This window comes from Streptomyces sp. NPDC005266, from assembly GCF_040607655.1.
In the GTDB taxonomy this organism is placed as follows: Bacteria; Actinomycetota; Actinomycetes; order Streptomycetales; family Streptomycetaceae; genus Streptomyces.
Genome location: NZ_JBEXHC010000007.1, coordinates 1 through 20,117 on the forward strand (window position 1 = coordinate 1; position 20,117 = coordinate 20,117).

Annotated in this window: 17 protein-coding genes and 1 pseudogene; 10 read left to right on the plus strand and 8 right to left on the minus strand. The window is 70.9% G+C overall.

What is annotated here, in order from left to right:
* On the plus strand, window positions 1–393 hold a 393-nt coding region (locus ABZU99_RS15635), incomplete at its 5' end, for a biotin/lipoyl-containing protein (RefSeq protein ID WP_356047505.1).
* A 75-nt stretch (window positions 394–468) separates the two neighbouring features.
* Here ABZU99_RS15635 and ABZU99_RS15640 read toward each other — a convergent pair.
* A complete protein-coding gene (locus ABZU99_RS15640; protein WP_356047507.1) occupies window positions 469–1,647 on the minus strand; it encodes an alpha/beta hydrolase-fold protein in 1,179 nt (392 codons plus the stop codon).
* Between the two features lie 250 nt (window positions 1,648–1,897).
* Here ABZU99_RS15640 and ABZU99_RS15645 point away from each other — a divergent pair, with 250 nt between their 5' ends.
* Window positions 1,898–2,491, plus strand: coding sequence for a helix-turn-helix domain-containing protein (locus ABZU99_RS15645; RefSeq protein ID WP_355946690.1), 594 nt, complete (start codon window positions 1,898–1,900; stop codon window positions 2,489–2,491).
* A gap of 99 nt (window positions 2,492–2,590) precedes the next feature.
* On the opposite strand, the gene ABZU99_RS15650 is transcribed toward ABZU99_RS15645, so the two are convergent.
* Both ABZU99_RS15650 and ABZU99_RS15655 read right to left on the minus strand, forming a co-directional pair.
* Window positions 2,591–3,574: a DeoR/GlpR family DNA-binding transcription regulator gene (locus ABZU99_RS15650; protein WP_356047636.1), complete on the minus strand. Its 984-nt coding sequence runs from the start codon at window positions 3,572–3,574 to the stop codon at window positions 2,591–2,593.
* 124 nt (window positions 3,575–3,698) lie between these two features.
* Entirely contained in the window at window positions 3,699–5,297 is a 1,599-nt protein-coding gene (locus ABZU99_RS15655) for an NAD(P)H-quinone dehydrogenase (RefSeq protein WP_356047510.1), read from the minus strand.
* Here ABZU99_RS15655 and ABZU99_RS15660 point away from each other — a divergent pair.
* The 4 genes from ABZU99_RS15660 to ABZU99_RS15675 all read left to right on the plus strand — a co-directional run bounded on the left by ABZU99_RS15660 (window position 5,296) and on the right by ABZU99_RS15675 (window position 10,493).
* Window positions 5,296–5,733 (plus strand): gamma-glutamylcyclotransferase, encoded by a 438-nt coding sequence (locus ABZU99_RS15660; RefSeq protein WP_355946684.1) that lies wholly within the window; start codon window positions 5,296–5,298, stop codon window positions 5,731–5,733. The genes ABZU99_RS15655 and ABZU99_RS15660 overlap by 2 nt on opposite strands.
* Before the next feature lie 82 nt (window positions 5,734–5,815).
* Window positions 5,816–6,637, plus strand: a complete 822-nt coding sequence (locus ABZU99_RS15665; RefSeq protein ID WP_355946681.1) for a purine-nucleoside phosphorylase — start codon at window positions 5,816–5,818, stop codon at window positions 6,635–6,637.
* A 641-nt stretch (window positions 6,638–7,278) separates the two neighbouring features.
* Complete coding sequence (locus ABZU99_RS15670) at window positions 7,279–8,979, plus strand: phospho-sugar mutase (protein ID WP_355946678.1); 1,701 nt, start codon at window positions 7,279–7,281, stop codon at window positions 8,977–8,979.
* Between the two features lie 347 nt (window positions 8,980–9,326).
* Entirely contained in the window at window positions 9,327–10,493 is a 1,167-nt protein-coding gene (locus tag ABZU99_RS15675) for a mannosyltransferase family protein (RefSeq protein WP_355946733.1), read from the plus strand.
* A gap of 99 nt (window positions 10,494–10,592) precedes the next feature.
* On the opposite strand, the gene ABZU99_RS15680 is transcribed toward ABZU99_RS15675, so the two are convergent.
* On the minus strand, window positions 10,593–11,333 hold the full coding sequence (locus ABZU99_RS15680) for a PH domain-containing protein (RefSeq protein ID WP_356047513.1): 741 nt from the start codon (window positions 11,331–11,333) through the stop codon (window positions 10,593–10,595).
* Between the two features lie 114 nt (window positions 11,334–11,447).
* On the opposite strand from ABZU99_RS15680, the gene deoC reads away from it, so the two are divergent.
* From deoC to ABZU99_RS15695, 3 genes are read left to right on the plus strand one after another with little or no spacing between them, the layout of a single operon-like run.
* Window positions 11,448–12,458: a deoxyribose-phosphate aldolase gene (gene deoC / locus ABZU99_RS15685; RefSeq protein ID WP_355946731.1), complete on the plus strand. Its 1,011-nt coding sequence runs from the start codon at window positions 11,448–11,450 to the stop codon at window positions 12,456–12,458.
* Window positions 12,459–12,464: 6 nt separating this feature from the next.
* A complete protein-coding gene (locus ABZU99_RS15690; protein WP_355946672.1) occupies window positions 12,465–13,898 on the plus strand; it encodes an aldehyde dehydrogenase family protein in 1,434 nt (477 codons plus the stop codon).
* A complete protein-coding gene (locus ABZU99_RS15695; RefSeq protein ID WP_355946670.1) occupies window positions 13,891–14,775 on the plus strand; it encodes an aldehyde dehydrogenase family protein in 885 nt (294 codons plus the stop codon). The genes ABZU99_RS15690 and ABZU99_RS15695 overlap by 8 nt, the downstream gene beginning before the upstream one ends.
* A gap of 503 nt (window positions 14,776–15,278) precedes the next feature.
* Here ABZU99_RS15695 and ABZU99_RS15700 read toward each other — a convergent pair.
* The gene (locus tag ABZU99_RS15700; protein WP_355946668.1) at window positions 15,279–15,431 is read right to left on the minus strand and encodes a hypothetical protein; all 153 of its coding nucleotides are present in this window, start codon (window positions 15,429–15,431) and stop codon (window positions 15,279–15,281) included.
* 104 nt (window positions 15,432–15,535) lie between these two features.
* Window positions 15,536–15,907, minus strand: a complete 372-nt coding sequence (locus tag ABZU99_RS15705) for a helix-turn-helix domain-containing protein (RefSeq protein WP_356047516.1) — start codon at window positions 15,905–15,907, stop codon at window positions 15,536–15,538.
* A gap of 76 nt (window positions 15,908–15,983) precedes the next feature.
* Here ABZU99_RS15705 and ABZU99_RS15710 point away from each other — a divergent pair, with 76 nt between their 5' ends.
* Window positions 15,984–16,901: an NAD(P)-binding domain-containing protein gene (locus tag ABZU99_RS15710; protein ID WP_355946664.1), complete on the plus strand. Its 918-nt coding sequence runs from the start codon at window positions 15,984–15,986 to the stop codon at window positions 16,899–16,901.
* A gap of 128 nt (window positions 16,902–17,029) precedes the next feature.
* Here the strand turns inward: ABZU99_RS15710 and ABZU99_RS15715 are convergent, their stop codons facing one another.
* Both ABZU99_RS15715 and ABZU99_RS15720 read right to left on the minus strand, forming a co-directional pair.
* Complete coding sequence (locus ABZU99_RS15715; protein ID WP_356047639.1) at window positions 17,030–19,369, minus strand: Tn3 family transposase; 2,340 nt, start codon at window positions 19,367–19,369, stop codon at window positions 17,030–17,032.
* 235 nt (window positions 19,370–19,604) lie between these two features.
* Window positions 19,605–20,054 (minus strand): annotated as a pseudogene (locus ABZU99_RS15720) (DUF4158 domain-containing protein); the annotation flags it as partial.
* Window positions 20,055–20,117 lie beyond the last annotated feature (63 nt).

Here is a 20,117-nt window from a genome sequence, read left to right on the forward strand (position 1 = left end):
CCCACCGGCGCCGACGAAGCCGAAGACACCGGCGCCCGCGAGACCGTCGTCGTCGAGGTCGGCGGAAAGCGCCTGGAGGTCTCCCTCCCCGCCTCGCTGGGAGTGGCCGCCGCACCGGCTGCCGCCTCGAAGAAGCCCAAGCGCAAGGCATCCAAGAAGTCCGGCTCCGCCGCCTCCGGTGACGCTCTGGCCTCCCCGATGCAGGGCACCATCGTCAAGGTCGCCGTCTCCGAGGGCGACACCGTGGCCGAGGGCGACCTCATCGTCGTCCTGGAGGCCATGAAGATGGAACAGCCGCTCAACGCCCACCGCGCGGGCACCATCAAGGGCCTGACGGCCGAGGTCGGTGCCTCCCTCACCTCCGGCGCGGTCATCTGCGAGATCAAGGACTGACGCTCCACCACCGCATGCGGCGGGGCCCCGGCGGGACGATCCGGCCGGGGCCCCGCCGCGTCGCGTCGGCTCGCCTCAGCGGCCCCTCACCACGTCCTGCGGGAAGGTCAGTCGGCCGCTCATCCACCGCAGGGCCGCGGGCAGCTCACGCCGCCAGGTACGGAAGTTGTGACTGCCCTTGTCCAGGATGATCGACTCCGCGCTCATCGGCGGCCGGACCGCGCCCAGGAACGCCCGGGTGGCACCGTAGTCCGACTCGCCGTGACGGCTGGAGGCCACCAGCACCGACACCTGCGGCTGGGGCAGGTTCCGCAGCCGCCACATCAGATCGTGCTCCCGCTTCCTGCGCTCCCCCTCCGGACCGCCGCCGAACAGATCGCCGGTGGTCGGGTCGTTGACCACCCGGTAGTCGGGCGACAGGGCCGCCGCGGCGCTGTAGACCCGCGGATGGCGCAGGGTCAGCTGGAGGGCGCAGGTGCCGCCCGAGGAGTAGCCCAGCACCCCCCAGGCGCTGGGGTCGTGGCCCACCCGGTAATGGTTCTCCAGCGCCTCGGGGAGGTCCCGGGCGAAGTACGTCTCGGCCTGCGGCCCACCGGGGACGTCCACGCACTCGGTGTCGCGCGGCGGGGCGATGGTGGGACGCACCATCACGATGATCGAGGGCTGCGTCGCCCCGGTGCGGATCAGCCCGCCGGCGGTCCGGGGCACCCGCAGATGCTGCGCCAGCAGATAGGACCCGCCGGGGTAGCCGCTGATCGCCACGATGACCGGGAAGCGCTGCCGGCCGTACTGGCGCTGGAAGTACTGCGGCGGCAGATAGACGTAAGCGGGGTTGGCCACCTGGCTGCGGCGGCCCAGGATCCGTACGGACTCGACCTTCCCGGCCGTCTCGGGGCGGCCACTGGGCAGCCCGCGCACCTTGTCCAGCCCCTGCGGCGGCGCGGACTGCACCAGCCCGCCCGACACGTTCGCCGCCTGCGCTCCGCCGCCGCCCAGGTCGGAGAGGGCGGCGGGAGCCTCCTCGCCCCCGCCCAGCAGCTCGTCCCAGGACCCGTAGAACTGGAAGTTGGCATTGACCGCGAGGGCCAGCGCGGCGACGATCGCGCCCTGCGTCACGGCGAGGGAGCCGAGCCGGCCCAGCCAGGCCCGCACGGTGCGACCGGCGAAGCGCGGCCACAGCCAGGCCGTGAGCGCCACGCACACCACGGCGACGGCGATCATCACATACTCGAGCGATCGACTGGTCAGTCCCATTGGTTCTTCCACTCCCGGGCACACCGCAACGCACGGTGCCTGCGCCGTGTTGGATGGCGATTGCGTGAAACGGCGTTGCCCGGCAAGGACGTTGTTTTCCGTTCCGTTCCCTGAATCGCGCCTGTCGTTACCCCCTTCGCTACCGTCCCGACATCCAGCCGCCCGGAGACCGCCCAGGACACCCCCCGGTCACGTAATGGCATGCTTGACCTACAGGCAGGTACGGCCGGGCACGACAGGGAGGACCGCGATGGCGATCGAGACAGCCACGGCGCAGACGCCACCGCGCCCCATGCGCGCCGACGCGCGCCGCAACTACGAGCGGCTGCTGGCGGAGGCCCGTACGGCCTTCACCCAGCACGGCACCGACGCCTCGCTGGAGGACATCGCGCGCCGCGCTGGCGTCGGCATCGGCACGCTCTACCGGCACTTCCCCAACCGCACCGCGCTGATGGGCGCGGTCTTCCAGGGCGAGATGTGCGCCCTGCTGGCGCACTCGCGCGAGCTGGCCAAGGCACCGCAGCCGTGTCATGCGCTGGTCGACTGGCTGCGGGCGATCGTCCACCACGCGAGTACGTACCGGGGGCTCGCCCAGGCCCTGATGGCGTGCTCGGCGGACGAGAGCTCCGAGCTGTCCCGCGGCTGCGGTCTGCCGCTGCGCGAGGCGGGCAGCGAGCTGCTCGCCCGCGCTCAGCGGGCCGGGGCGGTGCGGCCCGATGTGGTCATCGCCGATCTGATGCAGCTGACCAACGCGATCGCGCTGGCCGTGGAGCAGTCGCCGGACGACCCGGAGCTGGCCGACCGGCTGCTCGCCCTGACCTTCACCGGACTCAAGGCCCGCTGACCCACGGGCCGCACGGCACGGCCGACCGACCGCACGGTGCGACCCACCGACCGCACGGCCCACCGGCCCGAGGGCCGCTTCCCGCGCCCGCACGCCCTGTCAGCGGCGGCGTGGCGCCAGATCCGCCACCCGGCCCGGCTGTTGCTCCGTCAGCGGCGCCGCGCCGCGCAGCTGGGCGGTGCCGGGGCCGGGCGGATGCGGATGGTTACGGCGCGGCCCCGGCAGTGGCAGTCCCTCCTCGCTGCCGCGCGGCTGGGGCGGGCCGAGCCGCCCCGCCTGCCGCCCCGCCGAGCCGGCCTCGCCGCCGGCCGGGCCGGACCCCGCGCCCGGCCCGGCCACGGCGATCTGAACCCCTTGGTCCGCGAGGGCCTGGAGCTCGGTCAGGGCACGGTCGTCATGGGCGGGCGGCTCATCGGTGACCAGCCGGGTGATCACATCGGTGGGCACCGTCTGGAACATGGTGTCGGTGCCCAGCTTCGTATGGTCGGCGAGCACGACCACCTCCGCCGCGGCCTGGACCAGCGCCCGGTCGACGCTGGCCGAGAGCATGTTGGACGTGGACAGCCCGCGCTCGGCGGTCAGCCCACTGCCGGACAGGAAGGCGCGCGAGACGCGCAGCCCCTGCAGGGACTGCTCGGCGCCGCTGCCGACCAGGGCGTAGTTGGAGCCGCGCAGAGTGCCGCCGGTCATCACGACTTCGACCCGGTTGGCATGGGCCAACGCCTGTGCGACCAGCAGGGAATTGGTGACCACCGTCAGCCCCGGGACCCGCGCGAGCCGGCGGGCCAGCTCCTGCGTGGTCGTCCCGGCGCCGACCACGACGGCCTCGCCCTCGTCGACGAAACCGGCCGCGAGATCGGCGATGGCCGTCTTCTCGGCGGTCGCTAGATGGGATTTCTGCGGGAAGCCGGACTCCCTGGTGAATCCGCCCGGCAGCACCGCACCGCCGTGCCGGCGGTCGAGCAGTCCTTCTGCCTCCAGCGCCCGCACATCACGCCGTACGGTCACTTCGGAGGTCTGGACGACACGGGCGAGCTCCCGGAGCGACACGGCTCCGTTCGCACGCACCATTTCAAGGATCAATTGACGACGTTCAGCAGCGAACACGAAACTGACAGTAACGGCAACGACTGTCTGTTTTCAGCAGCTTGCACTAATTAGCAGAAGTTGTTCATCTGCGAGGCCGCAAGCTGCTATAAGGGCAGACCTACGCCTCTTCCTGGATCTTCCGGGTGTGCAACTGCCGCGCCACCTCGGCGATCGACCCGGACAGCGACGGGTAGACGGTGAACGCCTTGGCGATCTGCTCGACCGTCAGGTTGTTGTCCACCGCGATCGAGATGGGGTGGATGAGCTCGCTCGCCCGCGGCGCGACCACGACGCCGCCGACCACGATGCCGGTGCCCGGGCGGCAGAAGATCTTCACAAAGCCGTCCCGGATGCCCTGCATCTTCGCCCGCGGGTTGCGCAGCAGCGGCAGCTTCACCACCCGGGCGTCGATCTTCCCGCAGTCCACGTCGGCCTGGGAGTAGCCGACCGTGGCGATCTCCGGATCCGTGAAGACGTTCGCGGACACCGTCTTCAGATTCAGCGGGGTGACCGCGTCACCGAGGAAGTGGTACATCGCGATCCGGCCCTGCATCGCCGCCACCGACGCCAGCGCGAACACCCCGGTGCAGTCACCGGCCGCGTAGACGCCCGGCGCGCTGGTGCGCGACACCTTGTCGGCGATGATGTGCCCCGACTCCCTGAGCCTGACCCCGGCCTCCTCCAGACCGATGCCCTCCGTGTTCGGGATCGAGCCGACCGCCATCAGACAGTGGCTGCCGGTGATGACCCGCCCGTCGGACAGCGTGACCTCCACCCGGTCGCCCACCCGTCCCTCCTCGCCCGCCTTCGGCGAGGAGGGTCCCTGTTCCGATGCGGGTCCGGGGACTCGCTTGACGGCCGCCGCCCGCGACCGGGACATCACATTCATGCCCCGCCGCCGGAAGACGTCTTCCAGCACAGCCGCCGCGTCCGGGTCCTCACCCGGCAGCACCCGGTCCCGGCTCGACACCAGCGTGACCTTCGACCCCAGCGCCTGATACGCGCCCGCGAACTCCGCGCCCGTGACACCGGAGCCGACCACGATCAGCTCCTCGGGGAGCTCGTCGAGGTCGTACACCTGCGTCCAGTTCAGGATCCGCTCACCGTCCGGCAGCGCGTCCGGGATCTCCCGCGGATGGGCGCCGGTCGCCACCAGCACCGCGTCCGCGACCAGCGTCTCCTCGGTCCCGTCCACTGCCCGGACGATCACCTTCCGCGACCCGTCCGGCGCCTGCGACGGCTCCAGCCGCCCGTGCCCGCGCATCACCCGGCCGCCGGCGCGCGTCACCGAGGCAGTGATGTCATGCGACTGCGCCAGCGCGAGCCGCTTCACCCGGCGGTTGACCTTGCCCAGGTCCACGCCCACCACCTGGGCCGCCTGCTCCAGCGGCGGAGTGTCATCGGCGACAATGATCCCCAACTCCTCGTACGAAGAGTCGAACGTCGTCATCACCTCCGCGGTGGCGATCAACGTCTTCGACGGCACACAGTCGGTGAGCACCGACGCCCCGCCCAGACCGTCGGTGTCGACGACGGTCACCTCCGCGCCGAGCTGCGCGGCGACCAGCGCCGCCTCATAGCCGCCGGGTCCGCCACCAATGATCACGATCCGAGTCACATGCTCCATTGTCCCGCACCGGACGGATACCCTTCCCCCGGGGGTTCGGGACGCCACCCCCGGGGTCGCTCCACCCCTCTCCCGTACCCTCTGATCCATGTCGCTCTACGCCGCGTACGCCGGCAACCTCGACGCGCGGCTGATGTCCCGCCGCGCACCGCACTCACCGCTGCGCGGCACGGGCTGGATCACCGGCTGGCGCCTCACCTTCGGCGGCGAGCAGATGGGCTGGGAGGGAGCCCTCGCCACCATCGTGGAGGCCCCGCGCTCCCAGGTCTTCGTCGCCCTCTACGACATCGCCCCCATGGACGAGGACTCCATGGACCGGTGGGAGGGCGTCGGGCTCGACATATACCGCCGGATGCGGATCCGCGTCCACACTCTGGACGGCGAGGAGCCGGCCTGGCTCTACGTCCTCAACGGCTACGAGGGCGGCCTCCCCTCCGCCCGCTACCTCGGCGAGATCGCCGACGCCGCCGAATCCGCCGGGGCGCCCCACGACTACGTCATGGAACTGCGCAAACGCCCCTGCTAGCGCCGGCCGAATCACAACGATCCGAACACCGCCGACCGGGTCCGTCTACGCGCGTAGGCCGTTTCCGGCTACCCTCGTGCGCGTGAACGCATCAGTTACTTGGGACAACCAGGGCGACCCCCACGCCGCCGCCGACGCCGCCGCCACGCGCCTGCGCGAGCTGACCGGTGCGGAGACCCATGACGTCGCCGTGGTCCTGGGCTCCGGCTGGGTCCCCGCCACCGACGCCCTCGGAACCCCGGAACACGAGTTCCCCGTCACCGAGCTGCCCGGCTTCCCGCCGCCCGCCGTCGAGGGCCACGCCGGCAAGATCCGCTCGTACAAGAGCAACGACAAGCGAGCGCTGGTCTTCCTCGGCCGTACGCACTACTACGAAGGCCGCGGCGTCGCCGCCGTCGCCCACGGCGTCCGCACCGCCGTCGCCGCCGGCTGCAAGACCATCGTCCTCACCAACGGCTGCGGCGGCCTCCGCGAAGGCATGCGGCCCGGCCAGCCGGTGCTGATCAGCGACCACATCAACCTCACGGCCACCTCCCCCATCGTCGGCGCCAACTTCGTCGACCTCACCGACCTCTACTCACCCCGGCTTCGGGCCCTCTGCCAGCAGATCGACGCGACCCTGGAAGAAGGCGTCTACGCCCAGTTCCCCGGCCCGCACTACGAGACGCCGGCCGAGATCAACATGGTCCGTACCCTCGGGGCCGACCTCGTCGGCATGTCCACCACCCTGGAGGCCATCGCCGCCCGTGAGGCGGGCGCCGAGGTCCTGGGCATCTCGCTCGTCACCAACCTCGCCGCCGGAATGACCGGCGAGCCCCTCAACCACGAAGAGGTCCTGCAGGCCGGGCGCGACTCCGCCGCGCGGATGGGCAGCCTCCTCGCGCAGGTCCTCGACCGCCTGTGACCAAGGGCCCGCCCGTGGGGGCGGGCCCCCTGACGGCATCACCCCGTCCTGCGCGGGTACCCAGGGGGTGGCCGCCAACTGAACAGTGCGCGGGCCGTGGGCGCCTGCGGGGGCAGGGCCCCCAAGCGCCGGAGAGGCTGGGTGTTCGGGCATCCCGATGCCCTGCGGGCCTGCCCTCAATCGCCGGACGGGCTGGAATGCGGGCGATCCCCGGACCACAGAGGCCACCAGGGAACCGTGCACCGGGCCGGGGCGACGGGCCGGAGGCAGGGGCCCAGACCCCCAGCCGGAGGCCGCCCACCCGCCGAGTCCCGGACCTGGCGGGGCCTGGCCACCGGCCCGGAGGCCGCCGACGATACGGGAGGGGGCGGGGGTGCAGGGTGGGGGGCGTGGACGCTGACGTGTATTTGTGGCGCCGATCTCCGGCCCACCTCACGCTCCGCGGCACCGGGCGGAGGGCGCGGCGCTGCGCGTTCGTCGCCGAGCCGCCGTGAAGATACGGTCCAGGCCCCCGCCCCGGAGGCCGCCCCGCACCCGCACCCCGTACCAACCGACAGCGCACCCCCACCCCACCCGCACCCGGCAGCCACCGCAGCCACCGCAGCCACCCCAGCGACCGCAGCCACCCCCAGGAGGCCACCATGGAGCCCGACCTCATCTCCCAGGCCCGCACCTGGCTCGCCGAGGACCCCGACCCCGAGACTCGCGACGAGCTCCGCGCCCTGCTCGACGCCGAGGCGCTCGACGAGCTCGCCGAGCGGTTCTCCGGCACCCTTCAGTTCGGCACCGCCGGCCTCCGCGGTGAGCTCGGCGCCGGCCCCATGCGCATGAATCGCGCCGTCGTCATCCGCGCCGCCGCCGGTCTCGCCGCCTACCTCGCCCAGCAGGACGACACCCGGGGCGGCCTCGTCGTCATCGGCTACGACGCCCGCTACAAGAGCGCCGACTTCGCCCGCGACACCGCCGCCGTCATGACCGGCGTCGGCTTCCGCGCGGCCCTGCTCCCCCGGCCCCTCCCCACCCCCGTCCTCGCCTTCGCGATCCGCCACCTCGGCGCCGTCGCGGGCATCGAGGTCACGGCGAGCCACAACCCGCCGCGCGACAACGGCTACAAGGTCTACCTGGGCGACGGCTCCCAGATCGTTCCGCCCGCCGACGCCGAGATCGCCGCCGAGATCGCCGCGGTCGGCAGCCTGAACGACGTTCCCCGCCCGGACACCGGCTGGGAGACCCTGGACGACGGCATCCTCGACGCGTACCTGGCCCGCACCGACGCCGTCCTCACCCCCGGCTCGCCGCGCAACGCCCATGTCGTCTACACCCCGATGCACGGCGTCGGCCGCGACACCCTCACCGCCGCCTTCGCCCGCGCCGGCTTCCCGCCCCCCACGGTGGTCGCCGAGCAGGCCGAGCCGGACCCGGCCTTCCCGACGGTCGCGTTCCCCAACCCGGAGGAGCCGGGCGCGATGGACCTGGCGTTCGCGACCGCCCGCGAGCTGGCGCGGGACGCCGACGGCGACGGCGTGGACATCATCATCGCCAACGACCCGGACGCCGACCGCTGTGCGGTAGCCGTACCGACGGCCTCCGTGGGCGCCACCGCGACCACCGACGCGGGGTGGCGCATGCTCCGCGGGGACGAGGTAGGGGCCCTCCTCGCGACCCACCTCGTCCACAAGCGGGCCCGCGGCACGTTCGCGACGACGATCGTCTCCTCGTCCCTGCTCTCCCGGATCGCGGAGGACGCCCACCTGCCGTACGAGGAGACGCTGACCGGCTTCAAGTGGCTGGCGCGCGTGGACGGGCTGCGCTACGCCTACGAGGAGGCGCTGGGGTACTGCGTGGACCCGGGGGGCGTCCGCGACAAGGACGGCATCACGGCGGCGCTGCTGGTCGCCGAGCTGACGTCCGAGCTCAAGGAGCAGGGCCGTACCCTCTCGGACCTGCTGGACGACATCGCCGTGGCCCACGGTCTGCACGCCACCGACCAGCTGTCCGTACGCGTCGAGGACCTGTCCCTGATCGGCACGGCGATGAAGCGGCTGCGCGAACAGCCGCCGACCGAGCTCGCGGGCCTGGAGGTCATGTCCACGGAGGACCTGTCGCGGGGCAGCGGGAGCCTCCCCCCGACGGACGGGCTGCGCTACCACCTCTCCGGCGACGGAACCGTCCGCTCGGCCCGCGTGATCGTCCGCCCGAGCGGCACCGAGCCGAAGCTGAAGTGCTACCTGGAGGTGGTGATCGACGTCCCGGGGGCGGACGCGCTCACCACAGCCCGTACGACGGCGGACCGGGTGCTGGCGACACTCACAACGGATCTCTCCACGGCGGCGGGGATCTGACCGAGCGGGGTCCTGACCAAGCGGGGATCCGACCGAGCGGGGTCCTGACCAAGCGGGGATCCGACCGAGCGGGCATCCGACCGAGCGGGCATCCGACCGAGCGGGGATCCGACCAAGCGGGGATCCGACCGAGCGGGACCCATCCCCACCGCACGGGTGAATCACCTACTGCACCCGTCGCAACCGCCCACGGCACTCGCTCCCGGGCCGGGACAACCTGGTCATCTGAGTCCTCTGGCCCGGGAGTTGCCGCAGTGTCACCGAACGCGTCCTTGGCAGCAGCAACACCGCCCCCAGACGAAACGGCCGGCCCATCGGCCCCCGCCCCCGCACCCCCGCGCTCACCGCTGCGCCACGCCGCGCCGGCCATCCTCGGCTACGCCGCCGTCCGCCTCCTCGGCATCGCCGTGCTCACCAAATGGGCGCACCTCAAGGGCCACGGCGTCTGGCCGCAGTTGGCATACCAGTGGGACTCCAAGTGGTATCTGGGGATCGCCGACGACGGCTACGCCCATGTCCTGACGAGCCTGCACAGCAATCTGGCGTTCTTCCCGCTCTATCCGATGCTGGTCAAGGCCATCGCGGCGGTCACCCCCGGCTCCAGCGCCAGCGTCGGCCTGCTGCTCTCGCTCACCGCGTCGCTCATCGCCGCCTGGGGGATCTTCGCGGTCGGCGACCGGCTCCACGGCCGCCGGGTGGGCGTGGTCCTCGCGGTGCTGTGGGGGGCGACGCCGGTGGCGATCGTGCAGTCGATGGGCTACACGGAGTCGCTGTTCACGGCGCTGACGGCCTGGTCGCTGTACGCCGTGCTGACCGAGCGCTGGGTGTGGGCGGGGTGGCTGGCGTTGCTCGCCGGGCTCACCCGGCCGACCGGCGTCGCGGTCGCCGCGGCGGTCTCGATCACGGCGATGGTGGCACTCATCGCCCGCCGGCGCGCCAAGAACGGCGGCACATCCAGGAAGGAGAACGACGGCCCCCCGGCCAACGGCAAAGGCCCAGCCCCCACCGCACACCCCGCCCGCATCGCCCTGGGCGGCCTCCTCGCGCCCCTGGGCTGGCTCGGCTACCTCGGCTGGGTGGGCCACCGCCTGGGCCGCTGGGACGGCTATTTCGCGGCCCAGCGGACCTGGACGAACGAGTGGGACGGCGGCGCGGACACCCTCCGCGCGCTCCGCTGGATCCTCGCCTATGAGCCGCGTCCGCAGATGTTCCTGATCGTCGTCTCGCTCTGTCTGGTCGCCGCGCCGGTGCTGTACGCGCTGTCGCTCGCCGCGCGGCAGCCGCTGCCGCTCCTCGTCTTCACCGGGGTGCTGCTGCTGATCGTGCTGGGCAGCGGCGGTGTCTACTTTCCGCGCGCCCGCTTTCTGCTGCCTGGCTTCCCGCTGTTGCTGCCGGCCGCCGTGGCGATCGTACGGGCCTCCGCGAGGACGCGGGCGCTGGTGCTGGGCGGGGTGGTGCTGTCCTCGGCGTACCTGGGCGCCTATATGGCCCTGGTCTGGCCGAGCGCTCCTTGAGGGACCACGCGGCGCAAGGAGCTGCGCGGCGCAAGGAGCTGCGCGGCCTCAAGGAGCTACGCCTCAAGGAGGTACGCGGCCTCAAGGAGGTGCGCGGCCTCACCCCATGGCCAGCATGACCACCAACAGCACCGCACCGGCCAGCGTCGGGGCGATGACCTCGAACGCCCACCGCACCTCGGGAGCGCCCTGCGCGCCCGCCCGCCCGGCGTTGGTCTCGGCGAGCTCGCGCAGATTGCCGATCGCCGCGTCGGACGGGGCCAGCCGGTCCTCGTCGGCGTCCACCGCGACCCGCGTGGACGTACGGCCGAAGGGGTCCTCGGTGGCCGCCCGGGCCTGCCGCCGCGCGGCCCGCTTGCGCTGCCGCAGTGAGACCGGGATGGCCCACAGCTGGTACTTCGCCCCGCCCGCCAGCACCTCGCTGGTGTAGCCGGCGCGCAGCGCGTCGACCGAGGCCCAGGGCAGCGCGATGGTGCGGAAGGGGTTGCGTACGAGCAGCCGGTCCGCGCCCGCGTACACCGCCGGTCGTACGGTGAAGGCGATGACCACCGGCACCGCGAACAGCAGCCCGGCCAGCGCCAGCCAGGGGGTCCGCCCCTCGCCGCCGAGGATCGCGTCGATGCCGAGCCAGGCCCCGAGGGCCAGCAGCAGCACACCGCCCGCGATCCCGGCCGGGGACCGGTAGACGCGATCGGAGAATGTGTTCTCCTGGTCGGGTGCGGGCTCGGGCTCCTGGCCGGGCTCCTGGGCAGACCCCTGACCGGGCTCCTGGGCAGACCCCTGACCGGGCTCCCGCTCGGGCCGGTGGGAGGAGGAGGCTGAGTCGTCCGGGCTCGTCATGACGCAGATTGTGCACCACGTCCGGCGCAAAGGATTCCGGAGCGTCCGCGGTGAAGGATTCCGAGACCGGGGGATGACAGCCGCTACGCGCGTAGATATGCTCGTGTGGTGACCATGCCCACCAAAGTTCCCGCACACGGCAAAGAGGCCGCGGAGCGAATCGCGTCGATGGCCGACGTGACCGCCACCGATGGCGCGCTGCGCCGCTTCCTGCACGGCCTGCCGGGCGTCGACGCGGTCGGCCTGCAGGCCCGAGCCGCGACCCTCGGCACCCGCTCGATCAAGACCACGGCGAAGGCGTACGCCATCGACCTGGCCATCTCGATGATCGACCTGACGACCCTGGAAGGCGCGGACACCCCGGGCAAGGTCCGGGCGCTGTGCGCCAAGGGCGTCCACCCCGACCCCACCGACCGCACGGTCCCCAAGGTCGCGGCGATCTGCGTCTACGGTGACATGGTGGCCACCGCCAAGAAGGCCCTGGCCGACAGCGGCGGCTCCGACATCCAGGTGGCGGCCGTTGCGACGGCCTTCCCCTCCGGCCGGGCCGCGCTGCCGGTCAAGCTCGCCGACACCCGTGACGCGGTGGCCGCCGGGGCCGACGAGATCGACATGGTGATCGATCGCGGCGCCTTCCTCTCCGGGCGCTACATGGAGGTCTTCGAGGAGATCCGGAAGGTGAAGGAGGCGTGCGTCCGCGAGGACGGCAGCGGCACCGCCGCACACCTCAAGGTCATCTTCGAGACCGGTGAGCTCCAGACGTACGACAATGTGCGCCGTGCGTCCTGGCTGGCCATGCTCGCGGGAGCCGACTTCATCAAGACCTCCACCGGCAAGGTGGCCGTCAACGCGACCCCGCCCGTCACGCTCGTCCTGCTGGAGGCGGTCCGCGACTTCCGCGCCGCGACCGGCGTGCAGGTGGGGGTGAAGCCCGCGGGCGGCATCCGCACCTCGAAGGACGCGATCAAGTACCTGGTAATGGTCAATGAGACGCTGGGCGAGGAGTGGCTGTCCGCGGACTGGTTCCGCTTCGGCGCCTCCAGCCTGCTCAACGATCTGCTGATGCAGCGCCAGAAGTTGAGCACCGGCCGGTACTCCGGTCCCGACTATGTGACGGTGGACTGATTCGCCATGCCAGTTTTCGAGTACGCACCCGCGCCCGAGTCACGCGCGGTCGTCGACATCGCACCGTCCTACGGCCTGTTCATCGACGGCGAGTTCAGCGAGGCGGGCGACGGCAAGGTCTTCAAGACGCTCTCCCCCTCCTCCGAAGAGGTCCTGTCCGAGGTCGCCCAGGCCAACGCCGAGGACGTCGACCGGGCCGTCAAGGCCGCCCGTAAGGCCTTCGAGGGCTGGTCGGCCCTCCCCGGCTCCGAGCGCGCCAAGTACCTCTTCCGGATCGCCCGGATCATCCAGGAGCGCTCCCGCGAACTGGCCGTCCTGGAGTCGCTGGACAACGGCAAGCCGATCCGCGAGTCCCGTGACGCCGACCTCCCGCTGGTCGCCGCGCACTTCTTCTACTACGCGGGCTGGGCCGACAAGCTGGCGTACGCCGGCTGGGGCCCCAACCCCCGGCCGCTGGGCGTCGCGGGCCAGATCATCCCGTGGAACTTCCCCCTCCTGATGCTGGCCTGGAAGATCGCCCCAGCCCTGGCGGCCGGCAACACGGTCGTCCTCAAGCCCGCCGAGACCACCCCGCTCTCCGCGCTCTTCTTCGCGGACATCTGCCGCCAGGCGGGGCTCCCCAAGGGCGTCGTCAACATCATCACCGGTGACGGTTCGACCGGCGCCGAGCTGGTCGCCCACCCCGGCATCGACAAGGTGGCCTTCACCGGCTCGACCGAGGTCGGCAAGGCCATCGCCCGCACCGTCGCCGGCACGGACAAGAAGGTCACCCTCGAACTCGGGGGCAAGGCCGCGAACATCGTCTTCGACGACGCGCCCCTCGACCAGGCCGTCGAGGGCATCATCGGCGGGATCTTCTTCAACCAGGGCCATGTCTGCTGCGCGGGCTCCCGCCTCCTGGTCCAGGAATCCATCCAGGACGAGCTCCTCGACGCCCTCAAGCGCCGGATGCGCACCCTGCGCGTCGGCGACCCGCTGGACAAGAACACCGACATCGGCGCCATCAACTCCGCCGAGCAACTGGCCCGTATCCGCTCGCTGGCCGACGCGGGCGAGGCCGAGGGTGCCGAGCGCTGGGCGCCGGAGTGCGAACTGCCCAGTTCCGGCTACTGGTTCGTGCCGACCCTGTTCACCGGGGTCACCCAGGCCCACCGGATCGCCCGCGAGGAGATCTTCGGCCCGGTGCTGTCCGTCCTCACCTTCCGTACCCCGGAAGAGGCGGTCGCCAAGGCGAACAACACCCCGTACGGCCTCTCCGCCGGCATCTGGACGGAGAAGGGTTCGCGGATCCTGTGGATGGCGAACAAGCTCCGGGCGGGTGTCGTGTGGTCCAACACGTTCAACAAGTTCGATCCCGCCTCGCCCTTCGGTGGCTACAAGGAGTCGGGTTACGGCCGCGAGGGCGGCCGCCACGGCCTGGAGGCATATCTCGATGTCTGATCGACTCTCCGTGCTCAAGACCTACAAGCTGTTCGTGGGGGGCAAGTTCCCCCGGTCCGAGAGCGGGCGGGTGTACGAGGTGACCGCAGCTTCATCAGCCGCCGGCGCGGCGGGCAAGGGCCGCTGGCTGGCCAACGCCCCCCTGGCCTCCCGCAAGGACGCCCGGGACGCGGTGGTCGCCGCCCGTAAGGCCGTCGGCGGCTGGTCCGGCGCCACCGCCCACAACCGCGGCCAGATCCTCTACCGCGTCGCGGAGATGCTGGAGGGCCGCCGCGAGCAGTTCATCCACGAGGTCGCCGCCGGCGAGGGGCTGAGCAAGGCCAAGGCGGCCGCCCAGGTGGACGCGGCGATCGACCGCTGGGTCTGGTACGCGGGCTGGTCCGACAAGGTCGCCCAGATCGCCGGATCGGCGAACCCCGTCGCGGGCCCGTACTTCAACCTCTCCACCCCGGAACCGACGGGCGTGGTGGCCGTCCTGGCCCCCCAGGACTCGTCCTTCCTCGGCCTGGTCTCGGTGATCGCCCCCGCGATCGTCACCGGCAACACGGTCGTCGTCGTGGCGAGCGAGACCCACCCGCTCCCCGCCCTCTCCCTCGCCGAGGTCCTGGCCACCTCCGACGTCCCCGGTGGCGTGGTGAACCTGCTCTCCGGCAGGACGGCGGAGATCGCCACCCCGCTCGCCGCCCACCAGGACGTCAACGCGATCGACCTCACGGGCGCGAGCCCGGACCTCGCCGTCGAGTTGGAGAAGGCCGCCGCGGAGAATCTCAAGCGCGTCGTCCGTCCACAGCCTGTGGACTGGTCCGCCGACCCCGGCACCGGCCGACTGCTCTCCTTCCTGGAGACGAAGACGGTGTGGCACCCCATGGGCGTCTAGGGTCCGTCTTCACCTGGCCTTGGCAGGCCCGCGCTCCCCATGGCGTGGGCGCGGGCCTGTCGCGGACACGAGCGGTTAGTGCGTGAGCCCGAGGTCCCCGATGGCCAACGGCAACTGCGGGTCCGGTGTCTCGCTGGGCGCGGCGCGCTTGGCGACTGCGACGGCGCCTGCGGAGTCGGGGCGCTGTCGGAGAGTGCCTTGAACGGCTCGAGGAGCTCCGGAGCCGGTGTCACCGACTTCGGCGCCGGCACACGCGGAACGTCGGCGCGGTGCTCCGGCGTCTTGGTGCTACCGCAGTCCGGCACCCGCTTCACCATGGAGTTTCCGCTGATGAAGATGTTGCTGATCCACCCGCCGTAGGCCGGGAGGTACGACCAGCCGTCGTTGTCGTACTGGCCGTAGACGACTCGCTGTCCGTGCACCTGGCACTGCACGTGGATGGTCTACGTACCCCTTCAGCACATTGATCACTCGCGAGCTTGTTACCGCGAATTGACGGGCGTTCACTTCACGATCTGCTCTCGGCCCGTGGCCTGCTCCGCGAAATGCCCGATTACGCCCTTGGAAACGTAGTTCGAGGTGACTTGGACGCTGCCGGGTATCAGGTTGCCGTTCTCATCCGCGCAGCGCTGGACGCGAATGGTGTCTTCACCCATGGGCCAGACCATGACGTCCTCACCCGACTGACCCGACTGCCAGTTGAACTGGAAGTCATGCTTGTGAGACAGGCGAAAGCGGCGCTCCGGCCCTCGATTGCTAATTAGCCGTGTGAGGTCTCGGCTACGTCGACCACTTCGAAGCCTTCGCGACGCATCCGTTCACCCCCCCAGGCGCCGAGCGGCCCGAGCGCTTGACTGAGCGTGCGCCCGTGCTCGGTCAGGGAGTACTCCACCCGTGGCGGCACCTCGGCATAGACCTCCCGGTGCACGAGACCGTCCTCCTCCATCTCCCGCAGGTGCTGCGTCAGCATCTTCTCGCTCACTCCCGGCAGACTGCGACGGAGCTCGGCGAAGCGGCGTACGCGATGGGCGTCAAGTTCCCAGAGGATCAGTCCCTTCCACTTGCCACTCACTACGTCGAGCGCAGCGTCGATGCCGCAGATGTAAGGCCCGCGTCTCGGCGCTTTGGCCATCGCTGATCCCCCTTACGAAAAGGTAAGTACCGCAGAAAATAGTGGGTACTTCCGAGAGTAGTGGCGCTCTCCGAGTATGGGGGGTGTGAACGAACAACAGAACCACACCACCAGGCAAGACAGCGCTGTCACCGTGATCGGGCTTGGCCCGATGGGCCAGGCGATGACTCGCACCCTCCTCACCGCCGGCCACCCGGTCACCGTCTGGAACCGCACCGCCGGCCGGGCCGACGGCGTCGTCGCCGACGGAGCAACGCTCGCGGCGACACCCAGTGAAGCGGTCGAAGCGAGTGACCTCGTGATCCTCAGCCTCACCGACTACCAGGCGATGTACGACATCCTCGACAGCGCCACCGCATCGCTCGCCGGCCGGACGCTGGTCAACCTGAGCTCCGACACTCCCGACCGCTCACGCGAGGCAGCAACCTGGGCAGCGGGCCACGACGCCGCCTTTCTCACCGGAGGTGTCATGGTTCCCGCGCCGATGGTCGGCACGGAGGCGGCCCATGTCTACTACAGCGGCCCCGACGAGGTGATGGAGAACTATCGGGCGGTGTTGGCACAGCTCGGCACGCCAAAGCATCTGGGCGAGGATCCTGGCCTCGCCCAGATGATGTACCAAGCCCAGCTCGCGGTGTTCCTCACCACCTTGTCCGCATTGATGCACGCCACCGCGATGCTGGGCACCGCAGGAATGAAGGCCAAGGAAACACTGCCGGAGTTGCTCTCCTCCGCCGACTCGATCGGCGCCATTCTGAGGGCCGGCGAAGAGACCCCCGGCGCCGCACTGGATGCCGGAGAGCATCCCGGCGACCTCAGCACGGTCACCATGATGGGCGCGACGTCCGACCACATCGTCGAGACCAGCACGTCACTCGGCCTCGACCTCGCGCTCCCCCTGGCCGTGCAGGCCCACTACCGGCGCGCGATCGAGAACGGACACGGCAGCGACAACTGGACCCGCATCATCGACAGCATCCGAGGACCGCGCTGACCAAATGCGGGACCGATGGACACACTCCCAGCCGCGACTCCGCCCAGACCCCACCGCCTACTTGCGCCCTCGGCGGACCGTGCCCCGGATGCCGGTTCAACGTGGCTGCTACGAGGGCACTGGCCCCCTCAGGGCCGGTCCGGGCGCCGAGACCTCAGCGGGCGGTAGCCGGCCGGATCGAGCTTGGCGAGTTCGGTGTCGACTTCCACGGCGATCGTGCCGAAGAAGTTCACGTTCTCGGAGTGGGCCGGGGAGATGTGCGCGAGGAGTTCGTCGTCGACCGCCCGGCCCTCGGCCCGCATCTGCGCGATGGCCAGTCCGTAGTATTCCGTCGTCCAGGTCACCACCGAGTTGGTCAGCAGCGTCAGGCACCACGCCTGCTCGGTCTGCGCGGCCAGGTGGCGGTGGCGGATCGCGCCCTCGTGCGCGTACAGCAGGCTGCGGCGCAGGGAGTGCAGGGACTCGCCCTTGTTCAGCTGCCGGGCGATCTTCCTGCGGTAGGCCTCGTCTGCCAGATAGCGGGCGGCGTAGACCGTACGGCGAAGCGCCCCGTACTCCTTCAGCGCCGCCGCCAGAGTGTTCTGCCGGGAGGAGGCGGACAGCTTGCCCACGATCAACGAGGCGGTGGCGTGCCCGAACTTGATCGACCCCGCCAGCCGCAGCAGATCGTCCCAGTTCTCCTCGATCAGCCCCATATTGATCTTCTGGGTGAGCAGCGGCCCCGCCACCGGCCACAGGCTGTTGACGTTCCGTTGCGGGTCCATCCGGTACAGCGCGATCTTCCCCAGGTCGCGGATGCGCGGGGACAGCTGCATGCCCACCAGGTCGAACAGCGCGAAGTTGACCAGGGTGACGCCGTGCGTGTCGGTGGCGTGCTCGGTGACGGGCAGGTCGGTCTTGTTGCCCATGATCCCGTCCAGCACGTAGTGCGCCTCCCGGCGGGTGACCACGATGACCTTCGTGCCGAACGTGGTGTGCTGGTCCGAGACGTGGGTGTACGTCGACAGGCCCTGACCGGCGAAGTACTTCTTCATGGCCCGTGCTGTGGTCGACTTGCCCTTCACCGGGAACCGTTGCCCGTCCGAGGAGGACAGCGTGCCGCCGCCGAACGCCTGGGTCAGCGGGAGGCGGTGGTGGTAGTTGACGACCGCGGCGTTCGCCGCGGCCAGGGTCTCTTCACGGATGTACCACTCCTGGGTCCAGGCCAGGATGTCGTAGGAGATCCCGCACGCGTCCGCCATCCGGACCAGGCCCAGGTTCGTCGCGTTCGCGATCAGCACGGCCAGCAGGTTGCGCTTGAGCTCCGGCGAGCGGGTCTGCTTGCCGCCGGCGTGGGTGAGGCTGTCCAGGAAGCCGGTGCGGCGGTCGAGTTCGACCAGCAGCGAGGCGATCGGGGCCAGTGGCAGCAGCTCCGCGAGTTCTTCCTTCAGCTCGGCGGCCTCGGCCGGGATGTCCTCCGCCGACAGCGGCGGGATGATCAGCTCCCCGTCCGGCGACAGCCGCACCTCGCCGGTGCCCGCCTTCCGGTTGGCCAGCACTTTTTCCAGGTCGCCCATCGCGGCCGCCAGCTCTTCCTCGCACGCGTCCAGCGCGATCCGGGCGTCGGTCGGCTTGCCGACCAGCTGGCAGAACTGCTCCCGCTGTCCCTCCCACTGTGTGGGCGTGAACAGGTACGACGCCGGGTCGGCGTACCGGCGAGAGGACGGCACGTACACATCCCCCGACCGGAGTCCGTCGCGCAGGCTCAGCAGCACCGTCAGCTCCCAGAAGTGTCGGTACGCCGTGACGTCCCGGTCCCTGGCGGCCTGCTCCAGGTAGCCGGCCCACTTGGCGGGCACGAAGTCCGTCGGCGCGCCGTCGGGGACCTTCCGGGCTCCGTCCGCGTTCAGCTTCTTCAGGACCTGCACGGCCTCCATGAGGGCCTCGGTGCCCGTGCCGCCGGTGAAGCTGATCGCCTTCAGCACGTCCGGGGTGAACTGCCGCAGGTAGGTGTAGGAGTTGTCGAGCATCGCCAGGTGACCGTTGTCGCGCGGCAGCCTGCCGGTGGCCTGGGCGAGCGCGGCCCGCAGTCGGTCCATGCCGATGGTGTTCCGCAGCAGGCCGCCGACCATCTCGTCCTCGATCCCGATGTCGACCAGGACCGGCAGGATCTCGTCCAGCAGGGCCTGCCGCCCCTCCCCGGCCGCGGCGCGGGCCGCCAGCGCGTCCCGCATCTTGATGCGCGCCCGGCTCTCCCTCGCCGAGACGGCCTGGTCGAACAGGCTGATGACCTCGTCCAGCACATCGGCGGCGGACTGCGAGAGCACCGTCAAAAGGATCGGATGCCGCCGCTGCGGCTCGCGCCGGTCCAGCGACTGCGCGGTCAGTCGACGCCCGACCGTCGCCAGGAACCGGCGCCGCTCCGCGGGCAGACTCGTCAGGTCCAGAGTGTGGGCGTCCATGCCACGCAGGAAGCCCAGCTTGCCCAGCTCGGCCCTTGACCGCGTTCGCCGAGTCTCCGGTCGCGCCCTTGGACAGCCAGTTCAGACGTGTCGTTCCGATCGCCGAGTCCACGGCCAGCAGCCCGTCGAGCTCGCCCATCAGCTTCGGCGTCAGCAGATGCCGCACCCGCTGGTACGTCTCCCGCCCCGCCTCCGCCCGCGCCGTGGCCACCCGCTCCAGCAGCTTCACCACCCCGGGCCGCACCACCCGCGAGGACGCCAGATGCTCACAGGCCAGGCGGAACAGCAGCGACGGGGAATCGTGCTCCATCGCGCGAGCGAGCAAGAACTCGTCCAGCTCCTTCAGCTCCAGCGTCTTCACCGGCTTCCAGTTCAGATACCGGGTCACCTCACGCAGGTGCCCGGTACGGGTCTGCTTCCGCTCACCGTAGAACCGCAGTTCGCCCACCGGGACCTGAAGGTGCTCAGAGAGCCGGGCCACCGCCGCCGGGGGCGCCGAAGCGACATCGTCCGGGACGAACCCGAGCCACGGCAGGGTGCACAGCTGGACCGCCAGCCCGAGCCGGTCCTTCGGGCTACGGCCGCGGCCCGGATCAATGAAACCCACGTCCGCCGGCGTCAGCGTGAAGAACCGGATCAGCTCTTCCTTGTTGATCTCCGGAAAGCCGCGCAGCCGCGCCAGCTCGTCATCAGCGAACACACGGGTCGCCATCGAGAACCCCCACCACAAGCAGTCGCACACGGCGGTCTCTGTCGTATCGACGGCTTACCGCAT